Raw genomic sequence first — 18067 nt, 5'->3', positions numbered from 1 at the left:
GTTCAATCCTCATCCTTCGTCGCGGGACGAGGCTTCCAATCGTGGTCGTCCGTGATGTGGCTGGTGTTCATGATCAAGCGCACGCCAGGCTCCACCTCACGCATCGACATGGGCACGGTCCAGTTGTCCCAGGCTTGGATGCCCGGTGACCTGATCAATGCAACGGTCTTGTCCTTCTCGGGACCGCGCTTCTCATAGGCCAGGATACGGCCGCCTTTGCCCACTTCCTTAGCCCACTCGTCTGCGCGCTCCTTGAGTTCCTGTTTGGCCAGGCTCTTGGTACTGGACAGCTCGCTGACGTTCCAGGCGCGCTTGACCAGCACATCGATAGCATCGGTGATCTCGGTCTGGTCAGATTTGTCCAACTTGCCTGCACCCTCGTTGGGGCTGAACGCATCGTTATCGAGGCGCATCAGGCTGAGCAACGAGCCTGTCAGCCCACGATCCATCGCGCGCGGCGAGAAAGGCGTTACCGATTGCGCTTCGACGTGTTTGTAGAAGGTGGCGTGGTAGTGCTCGAAGGTTTCGTAGTGCGAGAGGTCGCGTGGTCTCGCCCACGTGAGCACGGTGCACACCAAGCCGGGGAAGGAACGGCCCACACGACTGGTGGCCTGGATGTACTCGGCCGTGCCCTTGGGTTGGCCATTGACTGCCATCAGCCCCAGTCGATTGACGTCGACACCCACCGACAGCATGTTGGTCGCCAACACTACGTCGATTGCCCGGGTGTCGCCATCCTGCCACTTGGTCACGTACTTGCCGGCGGCAACGTCGAACTCGGACTTGAACTTCACCTCCAACTGATCGAGGTACTTCGGGATGTCCTGGCTGGAGACTCGAGACGTCAACTCGCGAATATTGCTGACGCTGCGTTGTGCCAATGCTGGCCGCTCGACCATGCTCATCTGCACCCGGTAGGAACGCGTCTGCACGTCGTCCTCGGCCAAGCGCTTCATTCCGCCCAGCTCACGCAGCGAGTTGAAGTAGCCGACCATGGTCATGTACGGGTCTGCTGGCTCGCCGAAGCGATCGAACAACCCTTGCGCGGCGGTCAGGAAGGCCGTGTAGACCCGAATCAACATCGCAGGTCGCGAACTACCCGGGGAGCAGACCCCGAGGTACCGCCGACCCGGTTTGTCCTCGATCGATCGCTGGACTGAAAAGTAGTTGTCCTCTACGTCCAGCCCATGCGGGGGGAACACCGACACGCGCCGCATGAAGACGTTGTTCACCTGCTCGCGGGCCTTTCGCACCGTGGCGGTCGACGCGATGATCTTCGGCTTGACCGTATGCTCGCCAAGTTTCCAGCCGCAAAGCTCATCCACGGCCGTCTCGTACAAGCCGACCATGGTTCCAAGCGGTCCGCTGATCAGGTGGAACTCATCCTGAATGATCAGATCAGGCGGGCGAATCGGGCTGATGTTCTTGACCTTGGAGGCAGCAAGACCCTTGCCTGCCTGATGATTGCCATTGCAGTCCGCGCCCTGCCATAGCAGGCCGTGCCGCTCGCATTCCTGGCCCACCCGACCGAACAGCGTGCGCACCTGGCCCCGCCACGCCATCATGGCGAACTTGTCCACCGTGGCGATCATCATGGTCGGGGGGCGGTGGTAGATCTCCTCGTCTACGACCAGCACCGGAATACCCGCGTGAGGGAGCTTGCTGGACTTGCCCTTCGAGAAGTCGCAACGGCCCCTCTTGTCGCCACAGTAGACGAAGGTGCGCCCACGCCCCTTGTCGACCTCGACGTCGCGCCCAGGGGCGACTTCCGAGCCACACCAGGGGCAACTGGTCAGTTGAGCGGGAGACGCCGCCCCGGCGTTGTACTTGCCGGGGTTGCGGATGTCCTCGATGGCACGATGGCTGTCCTCGGTCGCGCCCGGCGTCACCTTATTGCCCACCCACAGGCCGATGGTGAAGGGCTCGGTGCCGAGTGACTCGTCGCCCTTGGCCAGCGCCTCGCGTCGCAGCACTTCCATCGCGCATATCAGCGCGGTGGCACGTTGGAACTGTTGCAGCGTAAGCAGGCGTAGGGTGTAACGCATGATCACGGCCAGACCACGCGAGCCGTCGTACCCGCCCAGGTTGCCCTGCATGCGCCGAATGGCCATGGTGAAGGCGGCCACACCCAAGTAGGCCTCGGTCTTGCCGCCGCCGGTGGGGAACCACAACAGGTCGGCATAGGCTTCGACCGGTTGTACGCGGTCCGGGTGCGTCGGTTCGGCCAGCGAAGGGATCGACAGCAGCAGGAACGCCAACTGGAACGGGCGCCAGCTGCGGTTCTTCAGCACGTCGAACTGCTCGACGGTGACATCCTTGCCGCGCCGGATTTCGAGGGCGTATTGGCTACGCACGCGCTGCGTGGCCATTGCCCGGTTAGCGAAACGGAAGGCCGCCAGGGCATTCGCGTCGCTCTTCAGCGTATCGATACCCTGCTGCAGGCGAGTGTGGATCTCCTGGCATCGATCCATTGCCTGTTGCGACTGCGCGTCGTAGCCAAGCACGTCGATGCCGACCCGAGCACGCTGCTCATTGATCCACGCGGCGTAATCCTTGGTCAACAGGTTGAGGGCGTCGACCAGCGGATCGATGTCCAGTGTGGCGAGGCGCTGCATGTCGAGCAGGCCACTGCTCACCATTTCCTTCATCGCCGGCCGGTCGGCGGGGTCCAGCCCCGGTGTCTCGGTGACCTGCACCTCGTACTGCGGCATGACGGTGATGCGCACCTCGGTGGCCAGCGTCACGTCATCCGCCGCTTCGGCATGGACGGCGACGCCGTGCCCCACCGCGAACTCTACCCGGTTGCGGTAGATCATCTCCAGCGACTCGCGCTCCGGGTCCATGCCGTCGGCATCCAGCACGGGCCGGCGGCGGAAGATCGCGCGCTTGGGCGCTTCCGCTTCCGAACGCACGATCAGCTCCGGCTGGAACACCCAGGCTGTATCACGGTTGGTGTCGGGCTCCTCCTGTGCGTTGACCAGGAACAGCGTCACCAAGCGATCGCCATTCGCGTTCTTGGCCCTCACGGAGCCCTGCACCCGCACTTCGGGATAGGTCTTGTCCGGCGCCTGATGGGGGATCACGCCTTCGGTTAGCGGCAGCACCAGCTTGCCGCCGCAGGGAATGCGTTGCCAAACCTTAGCCTTGGTCTGCTCCTCGGCGCCGGTTTCTCTGTTCTTGCGGGTGCGAAAGATTTCGTGCTCGTCACTGCGCTCATAGCGACCCCAGCGCACCTCTATCTCGATCCGCTCGGCATCGCCATCCACGCAAAAGGTCATGCCCAGACTGCTCGGCACCAGCGACTGATTGCTGGCGGCGTCGATCTCATCGGTGGCGTCGGACTCGGGCTCGACTCGGCCTGTCGCCGTGCCGAATTCCGCACCGGGTTCATGCTGACCAGGTGCCTTGGGGTCGGTAGGCTCCTCGGCCTCGTCATTCGCCAGCGGCCCTTCGAGCCCCTCGATGCCACCCTGTGCCGCCTCACGCGGGGCGAGCTTGCCGACCAGGTAGCGATCGCGCACGCCCATATCGACGATGCGTTCGTGAGGGCCGCCAGCAGGGCCGAGCAGATCGTCCATCACCGCCAGTTGCAGCAGTTCGCGGATGTAGGCGAGCTCCTGCTGATGCTGGGTTGAACGGGCGTCAGAGCCGACCGTCGGAACTTCGGCAATGGTCTTATGCAGTGCCTTGGGCAGTGCTTCGACGAAATCGATCCACTGGACGCGACCGATGCTTCCCGACGACGGCAGAGTGAGCGAAGTGACGCCGATCGAAACCGGTTCTGTGGCCGACAGCACTCGGTCGAAATAGAGCGTGGTGGTGTCGAGGTTCGAACGAACCCGCAGCACACGCCCGACACGGGTGATGCCGCCAGTGGGGTTCAGGACCAGGACCCAGTCGTCTTCTTCGATACTTCGATAGAGAGAACGCTCACCCTTCAGAACCAGGACGTAGGGCTGGAGCCTGTGGTCGGTGCCGAGGCCATGATCAATGGCGATCCATGCGTTGGATGTTTTCGTCATACCTTGGTCACCTCAAATTCTGTCCACGATCTTTTCGAGCTTGTCGAGTGACTTGCTCTTTTCGATGTACGCCGAATACGCCTCTTGAGCGCCCCGAATCAAAGTGTCGTAATGGACGATGCGGCTGCCTGGCGAGATCGACGTCATCGATGACTTGAGGCGGTCGGGGTTCGATGCCTCTTCGTCGACGGTTTTACCGAGCACGAAGATCACCTCGATGTTGGGGCTGGCATCGTTTTGCTCGCGCAGGATCTTTCTCAGCTTGTCGACGTAGGTCTGGCCTTGCTCCACCAGCTCGAGCAATCCCATCTTGCGGCCGACCTTCTTGAGTTCGACGATGACGTGCTTGCCTGCATTGGTGCGATAGGCGAGGTCGACGCGGCCCAAACGCTCTTTCTCGGTCATGTCGTCGATGAGCACGCCTTCCGTCGTGAGGCGCGATTCCATGATCGAGCTGCCGGTGGCGCGCTCCCATGCCGGGTCCAGCAACCAGAGGTGATCGAACAGGTACTTCTGGAGCACGCGTTCTTTCGCGTCTTCATCGATGATGGTCTGGAAATCCCGGATCGCATCCAGACGCGATTTGACGATGTCCCGGTAGAGGGATGCTTCGAGAGAGTCCCTGTCGGCGAGCACGGCCAGGAGCCTGTCGGCACTCTCGATGCTGGTCACGAACTCCTCGGTCGATCCGCGCAACTTCATGCGCTCGAAGGCCAGGATGCCATGCCGATACATGAGCTTCCGGTCCTCTTCTTCATCGACCGGCAGCGCACTGAGCTTGGCGATCAGCGTCTCCGCACTTTTCTTGTACCCCTCGGGCAGCGTGTCGAGCCACTCGGCGAGAGCGGGCGAAGTTTCTTTCGCCTTCTCGACCTCGTGCTTTTTGCGCCACTCCGTCCAGCGCTTCTCGACCTGCGTCAGACGCGATTTCAAAAAGGCGATGAGCTGCCCATATCGAGGGTCATCCTCCTGCACGCGCTGTCGGTCGCTGGTCGCGATGTCTGGCGCGTCGTCAGCATCGAGGAAATCGGCCTCGATCTGCCCCGTGAGGTACTTCGTGTAGAGCCGCCCGTCATTCAGTTTGTCGAGGATGTTCTCGTGAAACAGCCGGCCACGGGCGAACACGACGATGCCATTTAGGTTACCGGCATCCTCACTGTCCAGTTGCTTGGGGAACCTGGCCGTGCCGATCCAGCCGCTGACCTTCCATCCGGTGTCCCAGGCATCGAAGCGGTTCGGTAGCGATTCCTGCTCAAGGAGCTGACTGGCGGGAGTCAGGTCGAGCGCGTCATCGCCGAACTGCCAGAGGAACTGCACCATCGGTAGGTCTCCCCGGTCGGAGGGCGTGATGGGCTGGCCGTCGAGATCGATCTTGAACCCGTGCGCCTCGCCGATCACCGAGAAGCGGCGAGCCAGGCGTTTACGCAGCGCCAGCGCTCCACGGCCGAGACGCTGCCGCTTGATGTCGCGCAAGACGATGCGCGTGCCCTTGGTTACGCCAATCTTGTCAGCAGGTAAGGCTTCGGGGCCATAGAACGGTTCCTTCTTCTGAACCGATTCGTGGATTCCAGCCACAGACATGCGGAGGCCATGAGCTGCTCCATCCCTGGCCGACTCGACTTCGATGACGTTGGCGATCGAGAACAGCGAGAGCTTGCCGAGCCCTTTGCGGCCCATCACCGGTCGGCCCTTCGCAGTGGTCTTGCCATGTTCAACATCTTCATCACGCCGCCGATACCCGACTCGCAGGTATTTGCCGTTCATGTCGTCGACCGACATGCCGATACCGTCATCGACGATCTCGATCCAGTTGCCTTCCGGGTCGATCTTGATGTCTACGGTTTCTGCGTCGGCATCCCAGGCGTTCGCAACGGCCTCGGTCAGAACGGCGGCGATGTTGCTGTACAGGTTGATCCCGAGGTGGTCGAGCACGTTCAGGTCGACCGTCATCTTGTATATGTCTGTCATCTGCTCCACCTAGTCGTCAAACGCGCCGATACCATCCGGGTTCTTGCCTGCCTGGAGCATCTCGAACTCTGTCAGGTACTGTGATACCGCCTCCTGTGCACCGGTAGGCGCCTTGTCGTTTCGCTGCAAGATGCGAAGTCGGTCTGCGCAGGCGGCCGTGTCGATGTAGGTTTCCAACCAAGTAGGATTGAGGCGAGGTTGCAGTCGAACCGCCCAATCTCCGACGGTTTGCGATCTGGTGTGCTGCAGGAATCGCGGCAGAAAGCTCAGCAGGCCTTCATCTGACGCAGTGGTTCGATCGCACCACGCCCGTACCTCGGCGTCGTTTGCCCAACGTCTCCAAATGGCGAGAAGTCTTGGCAATTCAGGATGGTGCAAGAAGTTCGCCTCACCCGACATCGTCCTCACTCGATCCAGCCACGCCGCCTTCAGTCGTTCGACTTCATCGGCCCCAAGTAGTGTGGATTCGCTGGACTCCATTGCCTTCGTGACCGCCTCGTCCAGCGCTTGCAAGAGCCACAACTGCACTGCAACGGCGCTGCCGGAACGTATTGCCGCCTCCAGCACTGCCACACGTTGATCGACGGTGAGTCGCTTCAGAAGGTGATAGACGGGGCGCGAAGCGCGCGAGACATTGCCGAAGTCGAACATTCCGCGCTCGTCTCTGGAATCGATCAATGCGTCACCGACATCGAAAAGCGCTTGGATGACCGATGAGATCTGCGCGTCCGGGATGTCCTTCTCGACGTGGTCCATCAGTCGTTCGAGCAGTGCCCGCGCCCTTGACATGCCATCAGGCCGCCGTTTTTCCTTGGCTTGAACGAGTGCATTGCCAAAGTCTGATGGCGACGCGGCCAGATTCAGCAGTGTCAACATCTCGCTACGGCGGATGGCTCCGGGAGGAACGGTGAGCCGAAAATAGATCGGGAATACATCCGGATGGCTGGCCCGCAGGTTTCGCCGCCATTCAGCCAGCCAATCCGAGCCGTAGCCCATCTGACCGATCTTCGGAAAGATGCGCTCCAACAGCGCTTGAGTGCTCGCCCGAAACGCTTCCGGTATTTCATTGATCCACTGCTCGTGAAAGGCTTGAGCGGTCTTCCGATCCCCTTCGTATCTGTCATCCCTGCTATGACCCGAGAACCGGTCCGGATTCGTGCGGACGACGTCATAAAGGGCCGGTAGGAAGACGCGTAGCGATTCCAGCGCAATGAAATCGACTGGATTCACCTCACCACGCACGGCCGGGTAAGTGACGGCCAACGTATTGGTGAGGCGCACTACGTCGCGAGGCACCTGAATCAGTGGATCGATTCCATCGTGGTAGACGTTCGTCCAGTACGACTGATCGAGCGAGCCTTCAGGCGTATCACCCAGCACCTCGTCGAGGCGCTTGAACAGCGCCGCGCGCAGGGCCACGCGATCGACCGGCGGCAGCTCGAACGGCACCTGGATGATCTTCTCCAGATAGCGTTCACCGGGTAGGCCGCTCTGCTGCTCGATGGCCTGGGCGGCGACGTCGCGGTCGAAGGCCAGCAGGTAGACAACATTCGGGAAATCCGCCAGCGCCTTGATGACCGTGAAGAGCTGGCGCGTCTCTTCTGGAGTCAGGCGATCAATGTCGTCGATGACGACCAGGATGCGTTTTCCGGCTTCCTTCAGTGTTTTGCTGATCTGGGATTTGAGCGCAGGTACGTCTTTCGGCTTTCGCTTGGTCACCATCCCGATGAGTTTCCCGAACTTGCCCGCCGCGCCCCCGGTCATGCCGGAAAGGTCTATCAAACCCCCGACGCCTTCGGCGAAATCACCCAGCAGATCGCCCAGCTTTTTGAACTTGTCGCTCTTCGTAGGCAGCACGGCCTGTAGCTGGCCAAGGAAGGCGCGGGCCAGGTTTTCCTGCCCGGAGAACCACCAAGGGTTGAAGGTCACAACGGCGGGCCGGTCCCCATTGGGCTGTTGATCGAGGTAGTGGCTCACGTAGCTCAGCACTGTGGACTTCCCGGAGCCCCACGGACCGTAGAGTGCGAGTACCAGCCCATCACTGCCGGGGTAACGACAAATACTGTCGGCCAGGCTCTTTGCAAACGGCGCATGCCCAAACAGATCGTCTTTCGGGTCAGTGCTGGGGCGGTCGGCAGACAATGCGGTCATGGTGACCTCTCCACTCCGGTCATGGCTCGATAGCGCGCCCCGCGCCTTTCACCTTGGCGTTCGGCCCTGCCGCCCGCGATCAGGTCGGCGATCGCGGCGCTCCACTGGCCATCCGTGATGCCGGTGGCGGCGAGGACGTCGGCCTTGGCGTGCCAGCCGTCGTGCGCGCACAGGAACCCGAGAATCGCCGAGGCCGGAGTCGCACCATTGGTGGTGGCCGCCATCGCTGCATCGAAGTCGAGCGAGGGTTGCGCCGGAGCAGCTCTGGTGGCGCGACCGGCGCGCGGGGCACGGGACGAAGTGCGCGGTGTGGCGTCGGCATGCAGCCCTCGGGCGACTTCTTCCTCGTATCGCTGATGGTTCAGCTCTGACAAGCGGCGCAGTACTGCGAGGCGCACACGATCGCTGATGGTGAAGCGAACGCGGTCGCTCTCTGGCAGATACGGCACTTCGTGGAATCCATGCTCCAAATCGAGGTCGTCCCAGCCATAGGCGCGAGCGACCGCGATGTCGATTTCACGATGCAGGCTGCGGATCAACTCAATTCGAGAATCATCGTCCGAAGGATCGTGGAAGCGGTTATAGAGCTTCGTCAGACCGAATTCATTTTGAAGAAGGACCTGTTCCCGAAGAGTGTGATACTCCTCGCCAAGCTTTTCCAAACCAGCCTGTGCGTACTTGTCAACTGTCGGCATCGGCCAGGTCTCAAATGCCACGGACGTGGAATAGTTGATCGTTGACGCACCAAGGGTGCCACAGGTCCAGAATGCCCATTCCTGATGGAAGCTAGACTGGAGGACCGCGAACTCCCACCATGCGTCGATGAAATAGAGTTTGGTTTTCTTGTTGTATACGTTTCCAGTGGGGACACGTCGAAATGACACATACTTGCTATTTATCGCTGATGCGAGCACCGTCATTCGCGCATCAAGTTCAGAAATGAGTTGAGGACGAAGGTCCCAAAACTTCCAGTAACAGTCTTGATGGATCTGTCCTGTTAGCGAGTCGCGATAGGGCTTGACCAGCTCTTCAACACGATGGAATGCAGCACCATACTGCCGCGCCTTTTCTTCCGGCCAATCCCGGAAGTAGATGACCCATCGGTAGGGTTCCAGCCTCGGCATGGTATTGAGGTCTTGCCCGTTGAACAGCGGGAAGATCACTTCTGCACACGATGGATCGGCAGCGAGCATCTCAGCACGCTCTTCGGCTGTAAGTTCGAAACCGCGCCCCATGATGTCCTGGCCCTGCGAAAACTTCCCTTTCAGCGCCTTGAGCTTCATCGGGCGCTTGATCTGGAAATCCTCTTCCAGCGCGCCGTTGATGGCCGATACCGTTCGATCGTCCAAGACTCTCTGGCCTTGCCAGCCATCACGGGCAACCCATGCGATCGAAACGACCACCGCTGCATTACCCGGCCAAGCCATCCGTGAGCAACCACGATAGACGGTTCCACCCATTCCGATGATCTGATCCAGGCAAACCATACGGGAGCCGGTCTCCGTGATCGACTTGGTCGCCAGCAGTCCAAAACAGCCCTTCGATCCAAGCAAGGAAAAGGCTCGCAGATAGAAATAGACGCAGAGATCGGGCGAACCAACTATGCCGTTCCGCACCAGCTTCAAATACTCTTGATATGTCAGGCCCAAGCGCCGCCCGATCCAGCGTCCACCGCTGAATGGAGGATTGCCGACAATGACGTCGAAACCATGGGCCTCGCGCGCGAACACCTCCGGAAACTCCAACGGCCAATGGAAAGGCCGACGCGCGGACTTGTCGGCGGGTAGATCGATCGAGAGCGCAGCGACCAATCTCCGGCGCATCGAGGCGAGCACTTCGCGGTCGCCATCGATGGCTTGCCCGGCTTGGATGGTCAGCGACCCCAGCGTTTTCTCCAGTGCCGTGCCGCCGCCCGATGCGAACACCTCCCCGATGAACGCATCGGCGATGCTTTCCGGCACCTCGAGCGTGCGGCGCGCGTTGGCGTCCAGATGCGCCATGGCTTCGACATCACGGATGTCGCGGATGGGCATTTCGCGCAGAAGCGAGCGCAATTCGATGGCCTCGCGCATGGCCCGTTCGACGTTCTGGCCGAACAGGCGTAGCTGGCCTTGACCCGTGGGGTTCATCGAAAGCTGCGTTAGTTGCTCCAGTCGATGGATGCCGAGCAGGCTGTCACCACAGCGCAGGTTGTGGTCGAGGAAGCCGAAGGGTCGCCCCTTGGCCAGCGTCACCAACCAGATGGAGAGCTTGGCCAGTTCGACCGCCAGCGGGTTCAGATCGACGCCGTAGAGACAACGTTCCGCGATGAGGCGGCGGGCGGCGATTGTGCGCGCCTCGGTGTCGCGTGGCAGCGCCTCGATGCTGGCGTCCGCGTCCGCCACCCGCCCATCGACACCGATCGTCATGCCCTGCGCCTCTGCCTGTGACCACGCCTCGACGAGGCGATCGGCAAGCCAGCGGCAGGCTTGCACCAGGAAGGCACCCGAACCCATGGCCGGGTCGCAGATCTTCAGGTCGAGCAATTCGGCGGGGGACTTGAGCACCCACTGCTCGCGCGGTTTGCCCTCCGCCGGTCCCACGTAGGCGATCGGCGTCAGTGTCTCGGTGACGATGGCTTCGGTCAGCGACTTCGGCGTGTAGTGGGTACCCGTCTCGCGCCGGTCGGAACCGGTGGTGACGATGAAGGCCCCGGCGGGATAGATCAGCGGATAGCCCCACGGATCGGTGCGCACCAAGTGGGCAAAAGGCTTGATGCGATTACGAAGGTTTGTGTCCCCATGACAGGCGGCCAGCAGGCGATCGGACAGCGTGTCGTCCACTGACTTGGCCAGATCGTTGCGTACGCGGCTGGCGGAACTGCCGGAACGCTCCTGAAGCAATTCGGCGAGGCGTTCGGCACCATCCAGCCGGGCGGACTCCAGCTCGGCCAACTTGACCCAGGGGGCCTTGGCACTCTTGGTGCCGTCGAGTTCCAGCGTGACCTCGGCGGTGCGTTTGACGGTGCGCTCCAGCAGGCCCTCATAGACGTAGCCGATCTGTTCCACGTCCAGTGCGCGGTAGGACAGCGTCCGACCCTGGAACTGCTGGATGGCTTCGAGCAACAGCAGCACGGTGCGGTTGTCGATCGGCAGTGGTTTGGCGGTGTCGGTGCGCCATTCGGAGCCTTTGGCGCGGCCCTCGAGGAAGGGGAACCGATCAGGGTCGAACAGCGAGCCGCCCAGTGCGGGCAGGCGCAGGTTCTCGTGTTCGATGCCGCCGAACACGGCACGGAAGATCGCCAGCAAGCGCGACCAGGCATCCCAGCGGCGTTCGAGGATCTCTTCGGATTCCTTACGTAACTGCATGCGCAGCGTCGAGAGCGCGTAATTGGCCTCGTAGCGTTCGTCGCCGAGCAGCAGCAAGCCACGCTCCTCGGCGGAGAGCAGGAACACCAACCGCATCATCACCGTCAGCGCGGCTTCGTAGAGCACGGGCTCTTTCACGTTGCGCAGCAACTCGCGGTCGCGGTCCTGGTCGGTCTTGTCGAGAGCCTGGATCAGCACTTCGACGGCGCGCCGTACCTGCTCGCCGAGGGCATCAGTCACCTCGTCCTGATACTTCAGCGAGCGATCGAACAGCGCTGGCAGTTGTTCGGCTTCATCAACGAAGAAGCGACGGATGCCCAGCAGGTGCACGAAGGCCTGCAGGGTGATGGGCTCCTGGCTCCAGATGCGGGCGTACCAGCTGGCGAAGGTGGTGACGGCGCCGACCGGGGCGTCGACCAGCATCCAGCGCTCGCCATTGGTCACCAGCCCGAGGCGGCAACCGGTGGCGCGGCACAACTGAACCATACGATCGGCCGGGGTGGCGGCCCATCCGTCCAGCTTCAGGGTGGCATCGAGGTCGACATCCTGAGCGTAGGTATAGATGAGCATCAGCGGCTTGTTGCCCCGTTGCTCGTCGATGACGGCGAGGTTCGGGGATAGCGTCACGCCATGCTCGGCCAGGCTGACATTCAAGTTGACCGCACACCAGTTGGCGCGCTTCAGAACATCTCCTTTGCCATCCTCGTCGAGTTCCAGGCCATGGGACAGCACCTCGTCGATCCAGGCCGCGTGCAGCTCGGCGAACTGCGGATCATCCGTCTCCAGCGCCTCACGCCATTCCTCGTAGGCCTGACGCAGCCGTTTGCGTTTGAGGCCGTCTAGTTCTTCCAGACCTTGGGGAAAGGCTTCCTTGAGTACGGGAACGGCGAGGAACGGGCCGGAGATCTCGATGAGTGCCAGCCAGTCGTGGTGTTGAGTCGGCGTCACCATTCAGGATCTACCTCGAAAAATGCGATGGTGACGCCGTCGTCGGTACTCGACCATCGGTGGCCGCACCCGCAAACCATCGAGGCATGGAGCTCGATGTACGCCTTCAGGCCACAGTCTTGGCAATGGATGCGTGCGCACTTGCATCCTCGGCACTGCCCTGCCAGCCACCAGAACCATGCCCCACCTTCGAACGTAACCGCTCCTTCCTGATCAAGCACGATGCAGTCAGCGTCGCAGGAGGGACACATCTTCCATTTGTCTGGAACAATCAGGTCCAAAGCCTCGTCCACTGAAAGCAGTTCGAGATCACATCCGACATGGTCGGCCTTCTTCTTGGCAGGCTCAGTCCAGCCATTCGCCGCGACGACTATGGCTTTGTTTGCTCCTACTGCATCGGCGAGCGCGAGGACTGATTCGACTTCCCTCACATCTATCGGGACGGCGTGGAACTTGGCATCGACGATCATCTTTAGAGGGTGTCCCTTGGCCTCAATTTCGATGAGAACGTCGATTTGTCGTGGCTGACCGGTAATCTTGTCCGGCGCCATGACATTCCTGCTGACGTTTCCGAACCCATCGGCTTGCTCGTAGAGCACGGCGACGGCCTCTTGATATTCCTGCCACGTCATCATTTCATCGCCCCCATCATCGACTCGGGAATGATGAACACCATGGCTACTGGGAAGGTGCGGTCATCAAGCTTGGCGTAGCGCGTTTCGATGGCATCGACTTCCTGGATACGCTCGGCTGGGATGCGTCCGAGGCGGGCCTCCAGCGCAGCGGTGTCGCGTCTGAGCTGGGTACGTTCGTCTTCGGTAAACAGCGCCAGCTGCTCGGGTTGCTCGTCTTTCTTCAGTTCGCTCTGGATCGCCTTCTCAAGTTCGTCGAGTACGGTGCCGATGTCGTCGATCTCTTGCTGCTTGCGGATCTGAAGCGTGTTGGCCAGAAACTTGAGCCGATCCTTCGAGCGGGCATCGACTGACTGCAGGATGGCGGGCTGAGCACGATCGAAGCGAACCCGGAGGGCATCGAACAGGGAATCACTCGCCGAGACTGGCTGCGCCTCGTCCAGCCACTGCTGGACACGGGTGACGCTCTCTTCGCGCCGGAACGACTGATCGCGCAAATAGCCGCCCGAGACGGTCAGTTCCTCGTGCAGCCGGTGGTGGTTGCCGCCAGTGATGACCAGCCGCGAGATCACGACCACGGCCGGGACTTCGATGCGTCCATCGCGCACGGTACGCACTGTGATTCGATGCAGTTTCTTGACATCGTCCTGTGCCCAGACTTCTGCACGCAACAGCCGCAGGCACATCTGGACCAGGCGATGGTTCAGGTGGACGAGTACGACATCGTCCCGCCCCTTGGCCACGGCGTGGTCGAAGGTGATGGGGCGTATCTGCTGGGTATGGGGGTGTCGCAAGCCTTCCAGGCATCGCGCCCAGGAGCCCGACAGTGGTGGCATTCTGAATACGTTGCCTGTGGGCGCGCCGGCCAAGGCGACGGGTTCCAGTGGTGGGCGGCCCGCTAGCGCGAGGCCGGTCTTGACCGCCATCTGGACGTGATCGGGCGTGAGGTGAAAATCCTGCTGCGTGGCCAAGAGGCGTTCGTGGAGCTTGGCGACGCGTTCTTTCAGTTCGCGTTCGGCGCGCACGAAGCGCCGGGCTTTGGCGATCTTGGCTTCCGCCAGGCGGGTGTCCAGATCCTTCAGCGAGCCTTCGATGAGGCCGGACATCTGAGGCGCGATGACCGGGTTGACGCTGCCCATGTCGGCACGCATCGACTCCAGTTTGCGCAGTGCACGCAGGATGTCCTCGCCGTGGCCGCCGACCGTTGCATGGCCGTTGTCACCACCGTCGACCGGGTGCCAGATCAGCACCTCATTTTCGCGCTGCCCGTGGCGGTCGATACGCCCGTTACGCTGCTCCATCACGTTGGGGTTGTAGGGGATCTCCAAGTGGATGAGGCAATTGCAGTGGTTCTGCAGGTCGATACCTTCGGAGGCGGCATCGGTGGCGAGCAGGATGCGGACGGGGGAAACCTTGGGAGATGCCTGGAAAGCGGCTTTGATGGGCTCCCGCTCATCCTGAGTGAGTCCGCCGTGGAGCAGCCCGAGGCGTTCACCGCCGAAGCCATGACTGGCGAGGATCTCATGCATCCACTGGTGTGTGGTGCGGTACTCGGTGAACAGGATCACCCGGCGATCGTTCCACTGGCCGCCCGGTTTCAGGTTGGCTGAGAGCCATTCGATGGTGGCCCTGCCCTTGGAGTCGGTCTGATTCTTGGCTCGCTGCGCCCATTGCCTCAGATCGGCCAGCATCCGCTGCTGTTCCTGAGTCAGCGGCTGGGCTCGGCGTGAAGCCTCCTCGACGGCCTCCGATTGGGCGTTCTCGACCTCCTGATCGTTGGCGTAGTCCTCATCCACTTTCAGAATGGCTTTGCGCAGGATGCGCTCGGCCATGGCGTCCTGCGTTTTCGGCTTGGCGCCATTTGACAGCGAGGCGATGTGTTTCTCGAGCGTGGAGGCGAACGCCGCAGGCGACGAGAACAAGCGCTTCTTGAGCAGTTGATTGACGAACGACGTGCCGAAGGTGCTGCCGTTCTTCTCTGCGTCGTTCTCGCGACTGGCACAGTAATCGTTCAGCTTCTGATGGATCTCCCGTTCCTCATCCGTGTACGGGACCGCCAGCGCCTGCAGCTTGCGTTGGGCATACAGCGGCTTGCCATGGGCGTCGACCAGATCGCTCTTCAGGCGACGGATCATCACCTGGCTCAACTGCTTCGCGTCGGGGAGGATGTTGCGGGCGAAACGCTGGTCGTCGAGCAATTCCAGCAGCGAGGTGAACGACTCGGTGTAGCCGTTGTGGGGTGTTGCGGTCAGGAACAGGCGATGCTGGAAGTGCGGGCTTATCGCACGGATGAACCGCGTGCGTTGGCTCTCGAGCGCGTAGTGCGCGCCAGCAGCCGGGGCGATGTTGTGTGCCTCGTCGACTACCAGTAGATCGAACTTGCGCGGATGGCCGGCATGCGACGGAAGAACGTCACGCATGGCGCGCAGGCCTTCTCCACTCTTGACCCAGTCCATCGAGGCGATCAGGCGTGGGTGGGAGGTCCATGGGTTGGCGTGGATGCCGCGCTCACGTCGCAACTGCTTGATGTAGGAGGTGTCGACCACGCGGAAATCGAGGCCGAACTTCTCCAACATCTCGACACGCCATTTCTCCTGGAGCGAAGCAGGACAGATGATCAATGCGGTACGAGCGCGGTGCCGGAGCAGCATCTCCTGGATGATCAGCCCGGCCTCGATGGTCTTGCCTAGACCGACGTCGTCGGCGATGAGCAAGTTGACGCGTGCCATGTCGATGGCACGCACCAGAGGGTCGAGCTGGAAGTCCTCGATGCTGACGCCGCTGCGGAAAGGCGCCTGCAGAAATCCCCTGTCGGCGTTGGTGGCGGCACCCCAACGGACTGCATCGAGGAAGGCTTCGAGCGTGTCCGAGTCGTCCTGCCCCGTGATGGATGGCAAACCTGCGCGTTCGATGACTTGTGCGCCGGGCTCGATCTCCCAGATGACCTCCAGTTCCTCGCCGAGGCCGTCCTCGTCGATGGATGAAAGCGTCACGCAGTTCTGCGACGCCGAAGCCGACTCCAATTTCGAGGAGGCGACATCCGCCACGACCCACTGGCGCCGACGAACCTCGACCAACTGGCCGGGCTCTGGACGAGCACGGTAGGTCTCGTGCTTCTGATCGTTCGAGATTTCCATGCGGTCTGCCATCGTCCTGTTCAGTTCTTCTTGTGTTCGCCAGCAGGCGATGTGCAGCGCCTCTCTCTCGCCATGACCACCGTCTGTACGACGGCTTCTGTGGCTTCGATCGGTGATTCGTGCTCCCAAAATCGCAGTACCAACCAACCGACGTCGAGCAGCCTCGAATTCGTGTCGGCATCCCTGAGGCGATTCGCCTCGATCTTCTGCCGCCAGAACTCTGCGTTCTGCTTTGGCCAGGTGGCATGCTCGGGGCAACCGTGCCAGAAGCATCCGTCGACGAAGATGGCGATCTTCAATGACGGGAAGGCCACGTCCGCCACGCGGCGCGGTTTCTTCAGAACCTCGAAGTCGACCCGGTAGCGCAGGCCTCTGCGATAAAGCTCTCTTCGCAACGCGATCTCGGCATCAGTCCCCTTTTGCCGAACCTTCGCCATGCGGCGACTGGTCTCGGGGGACGAGGGCTGAATGCGCGACATCGGGAGGCCCTCGTCAGTTCGTCATCGGGCCGCGACCGATGCGATATGCATGTTGATGCTCCGCGCGATGGCGCGGCCGAGATCGACGGGAACCGCGTTGCCGATGAGCCGCCCGAGAACCTTGAAGCTCACTTCGCCGTCATCCGGCACGAAAGCGTAGTCGCGCGGGAAGCTCTGGAGGATCGCAGCCTCCCTCAATGAGATGGCTCGATCCTGTTCCGGGTGCCCGAAACGGCCATTGCCAAAGCCGTAGCACTGCGTCGTCATGGTCGGGGCTGGCTTGTCCCACTCCATGCGGCCGTAGACGCCCGGGTAGGTGCGTCCGCTCTCGGCGCGGTGACAGTCGGCGACCAGATCATTCGGCCAGTCGCGCCAGGTGCCACCGGGTTTCGATACCTTGATCCGCTTGAGATTCTTTTCCGACAGCGTCGATGTGACGTGCAATTTGTCTCTCGGCGCCGCCTCGCCTGCACTCAATGGGCGTAAGCGGCCAATGGCTTGACGAACCGTCTTCGGTTTTTCCTGGGTCGGTTCGATCATCTCGATGTCGCCGTGTTTCGATGCCAGCAGCACCATGCGTCGCCGCATCTGCGGCACGCCATAGCGAGAGCTATCGACGACGTCGAACCAAACGTTGTAGCCAAGCCGTTTCAGGGTATCGACGAAGTCATGAAACACCTCGTGCTTCGCGACCGTGGGCACGTTTTCCATCGTGATGACATCGGGCCTGGCACCTTTGGCAAGGCGCGCAAACTCATACAGCAAGCCCCACTTGCCATCTTTGCCATCCAGCTCATAGCGCTGCGCGTATGTCGAGAAGGGTTGGCACGGAGCACAGCCCGCGAGAATCGTCATATCGGCGTCCCCGAACAACGCTTTCAGTTCAGCCGTCGTGACTTTGCTGATATCCCGCTCTACAAATCGGGCTTGATTGTTTGCCTCGTAAGGGAAACGGCATGCAGGGTCCAGATCGATACCGGCGACCACGGGCAGCCCCTCCAGGACGAAGCCGTGCGTCAGCCCACCCGCGCCGCAGAACAAATCCACGCAAGAAATCGTTGTCACATCACATCTCCTGCTTCCACTTCGATACTTGAACGAAGTAGGCGAAACCCATGGCAAACCAGCACTTCATCACTTGCCCTTGCTCTCGGCATCCGCCGCCCCTCCAGAACGGACCCATTCATCCACTTCTTCGGTTTTGAACTTCCACAGCCGGCCGATACGGCGAGCCGGCATGTTCCGTTTGCTGATCCATGCATAGACGGTGTCCTTACTGACGCCGAGATACTCTGCGATCTCCTCGACCGACAACCAGCGATCTGACATGACATGAGCTTCCATCACAGAGTGGGGCGGAGTACGGGCAATGTTGAGATATTA

The 18067-nt window shown here is 61.4% G+C and carries 9 protein-coding genes; all 9 read right to left on the bottom strand.

The genetic code is table 11. The features are described 5' to 3' along the window. Positions 1-2: 2 nt before the first annotated feature. The gene (gene drmA / locus NFX52_RS03670; protein WP_252635416.1) at positions 3-4022 is read right to left on the bottom strand and encodes a DISARM system helicase DrmA; all 4020 of its coding nucleotides are present in this window, start codon (positions 4020-4022) and stop codon (positions 3-5) included. Between the two features lie 12 nt (positions 4023-4034). Further along, a complete protein-coding gene (locus tag NFX52_RS03665; protein WP_252635414.1) occupies positions 4035-5972 on the bottom strand; it encodes a BbrUII/HgiDII family restriction enzyme in 1938 nt (645 codons plus the stop codon). 27 nt (positions 5973-5999) lie between these two features. Then, complete coding sequence (locus NFX52_RS03660; protein ID WP_252635413.1) at positions 6000-8141, bottom strand: KAP family P-loop NTPase fold protein; 2142 nt, start codon at positions 8139-8141, stop codon at positions 6000-6002. Further along, entirely contained in the window at positions 8138-12439 is a 4302-nt protein-coding gene (locus tag NFX52_RS03655; RefSeq protein ID WP_252635412.1) for an Eco57I restriction-modification methylase domain-containing protein, read from the bottom strand. Before NFX52_RS03655 ends, NFX52_RS03660 begins: the two co-directional genes overlap by 4 nt. Beyond that, the gene (locus NFX52_RS03650) at positions 12433-13068 is read right to left on the bottom strand and encodes a restriction endonuclease (RefSeq protein ID WP_252635411.1); all 636 of its coding nucleotides are present in this window, start codon (positions 13066-13068) and stop codon (positions 12433-12435) included. The genes NFX52_RS03655 and NFX52_RS03650 overlap by 7 nt, the downstream gene beginning before the upstream one ends. Then, positions 13068-16205: a DISARM system SNF2-like helicase DrmD gene (drmD, locus tag NFX52_RS03645; RefSeq protein WP_252635410.1), complete on the bottom strand. Its 3138-nt coding sequence runs from the start codon at positions 16203-16205 to the stop codon at positions 13068-13070. The genes NFX52_RS03650 and drmD overlap by 1 nt, the downstream gene beginning before the upstream one ends. 20 nt (positions 16206-16225) lie before the next feature. Beyond that, on the bottom strand, positions 16226-16684 hold the full coding sequence (locus NFX52_RS03640) for a very short patch repair endonuclease (RefSeq protein WP_252635409.1): 459 nt from the start codon (positions 16682-16684) through the stop codon (positions 16226-16228). A 21-nt stretch (positions 16685-16705) separates the two neighbouring features. Then, positions 16706-17749 (bottom strand): DNA cytosine methyltransferase, encoded by a 1044-nt coding sequence (locus NFX52_RS03635; protein WP_252635408.1) that lies wholly within the window; start codon positions 17747-17749, stop codon positions 16706-16708. Between the two features lie 69 nt (positions 17750-17818). Then, on the bottom strand, positions 17819-18028 hold the full coding sequence (locus tag NFX52_RS03630; RefSeq protein WP_353848475.1) for a helix-turn-helix domain-containing protein: 210 nt from the start codon (positions 18026-18028) through the stop codon (positions 17819-17821). Positions 18029-18067 lie beyond the last annotated feature (39 nt).

This window comes from Acidovorax facilis, assembly GCF_023913775.1.
Taxonomy (GTDB): Bacteria; Pseudomonadota; Gammaproteobacteria; order Burkholderiales; family Burkholderiaceae_C; genus Acidovorax; species Acidovorax facilis.
The sequence above is the reverse complement of the archived record's forward strand: the minus strand, read 5'-3'. Positions and strand labels throughout refer to the sequence as shown.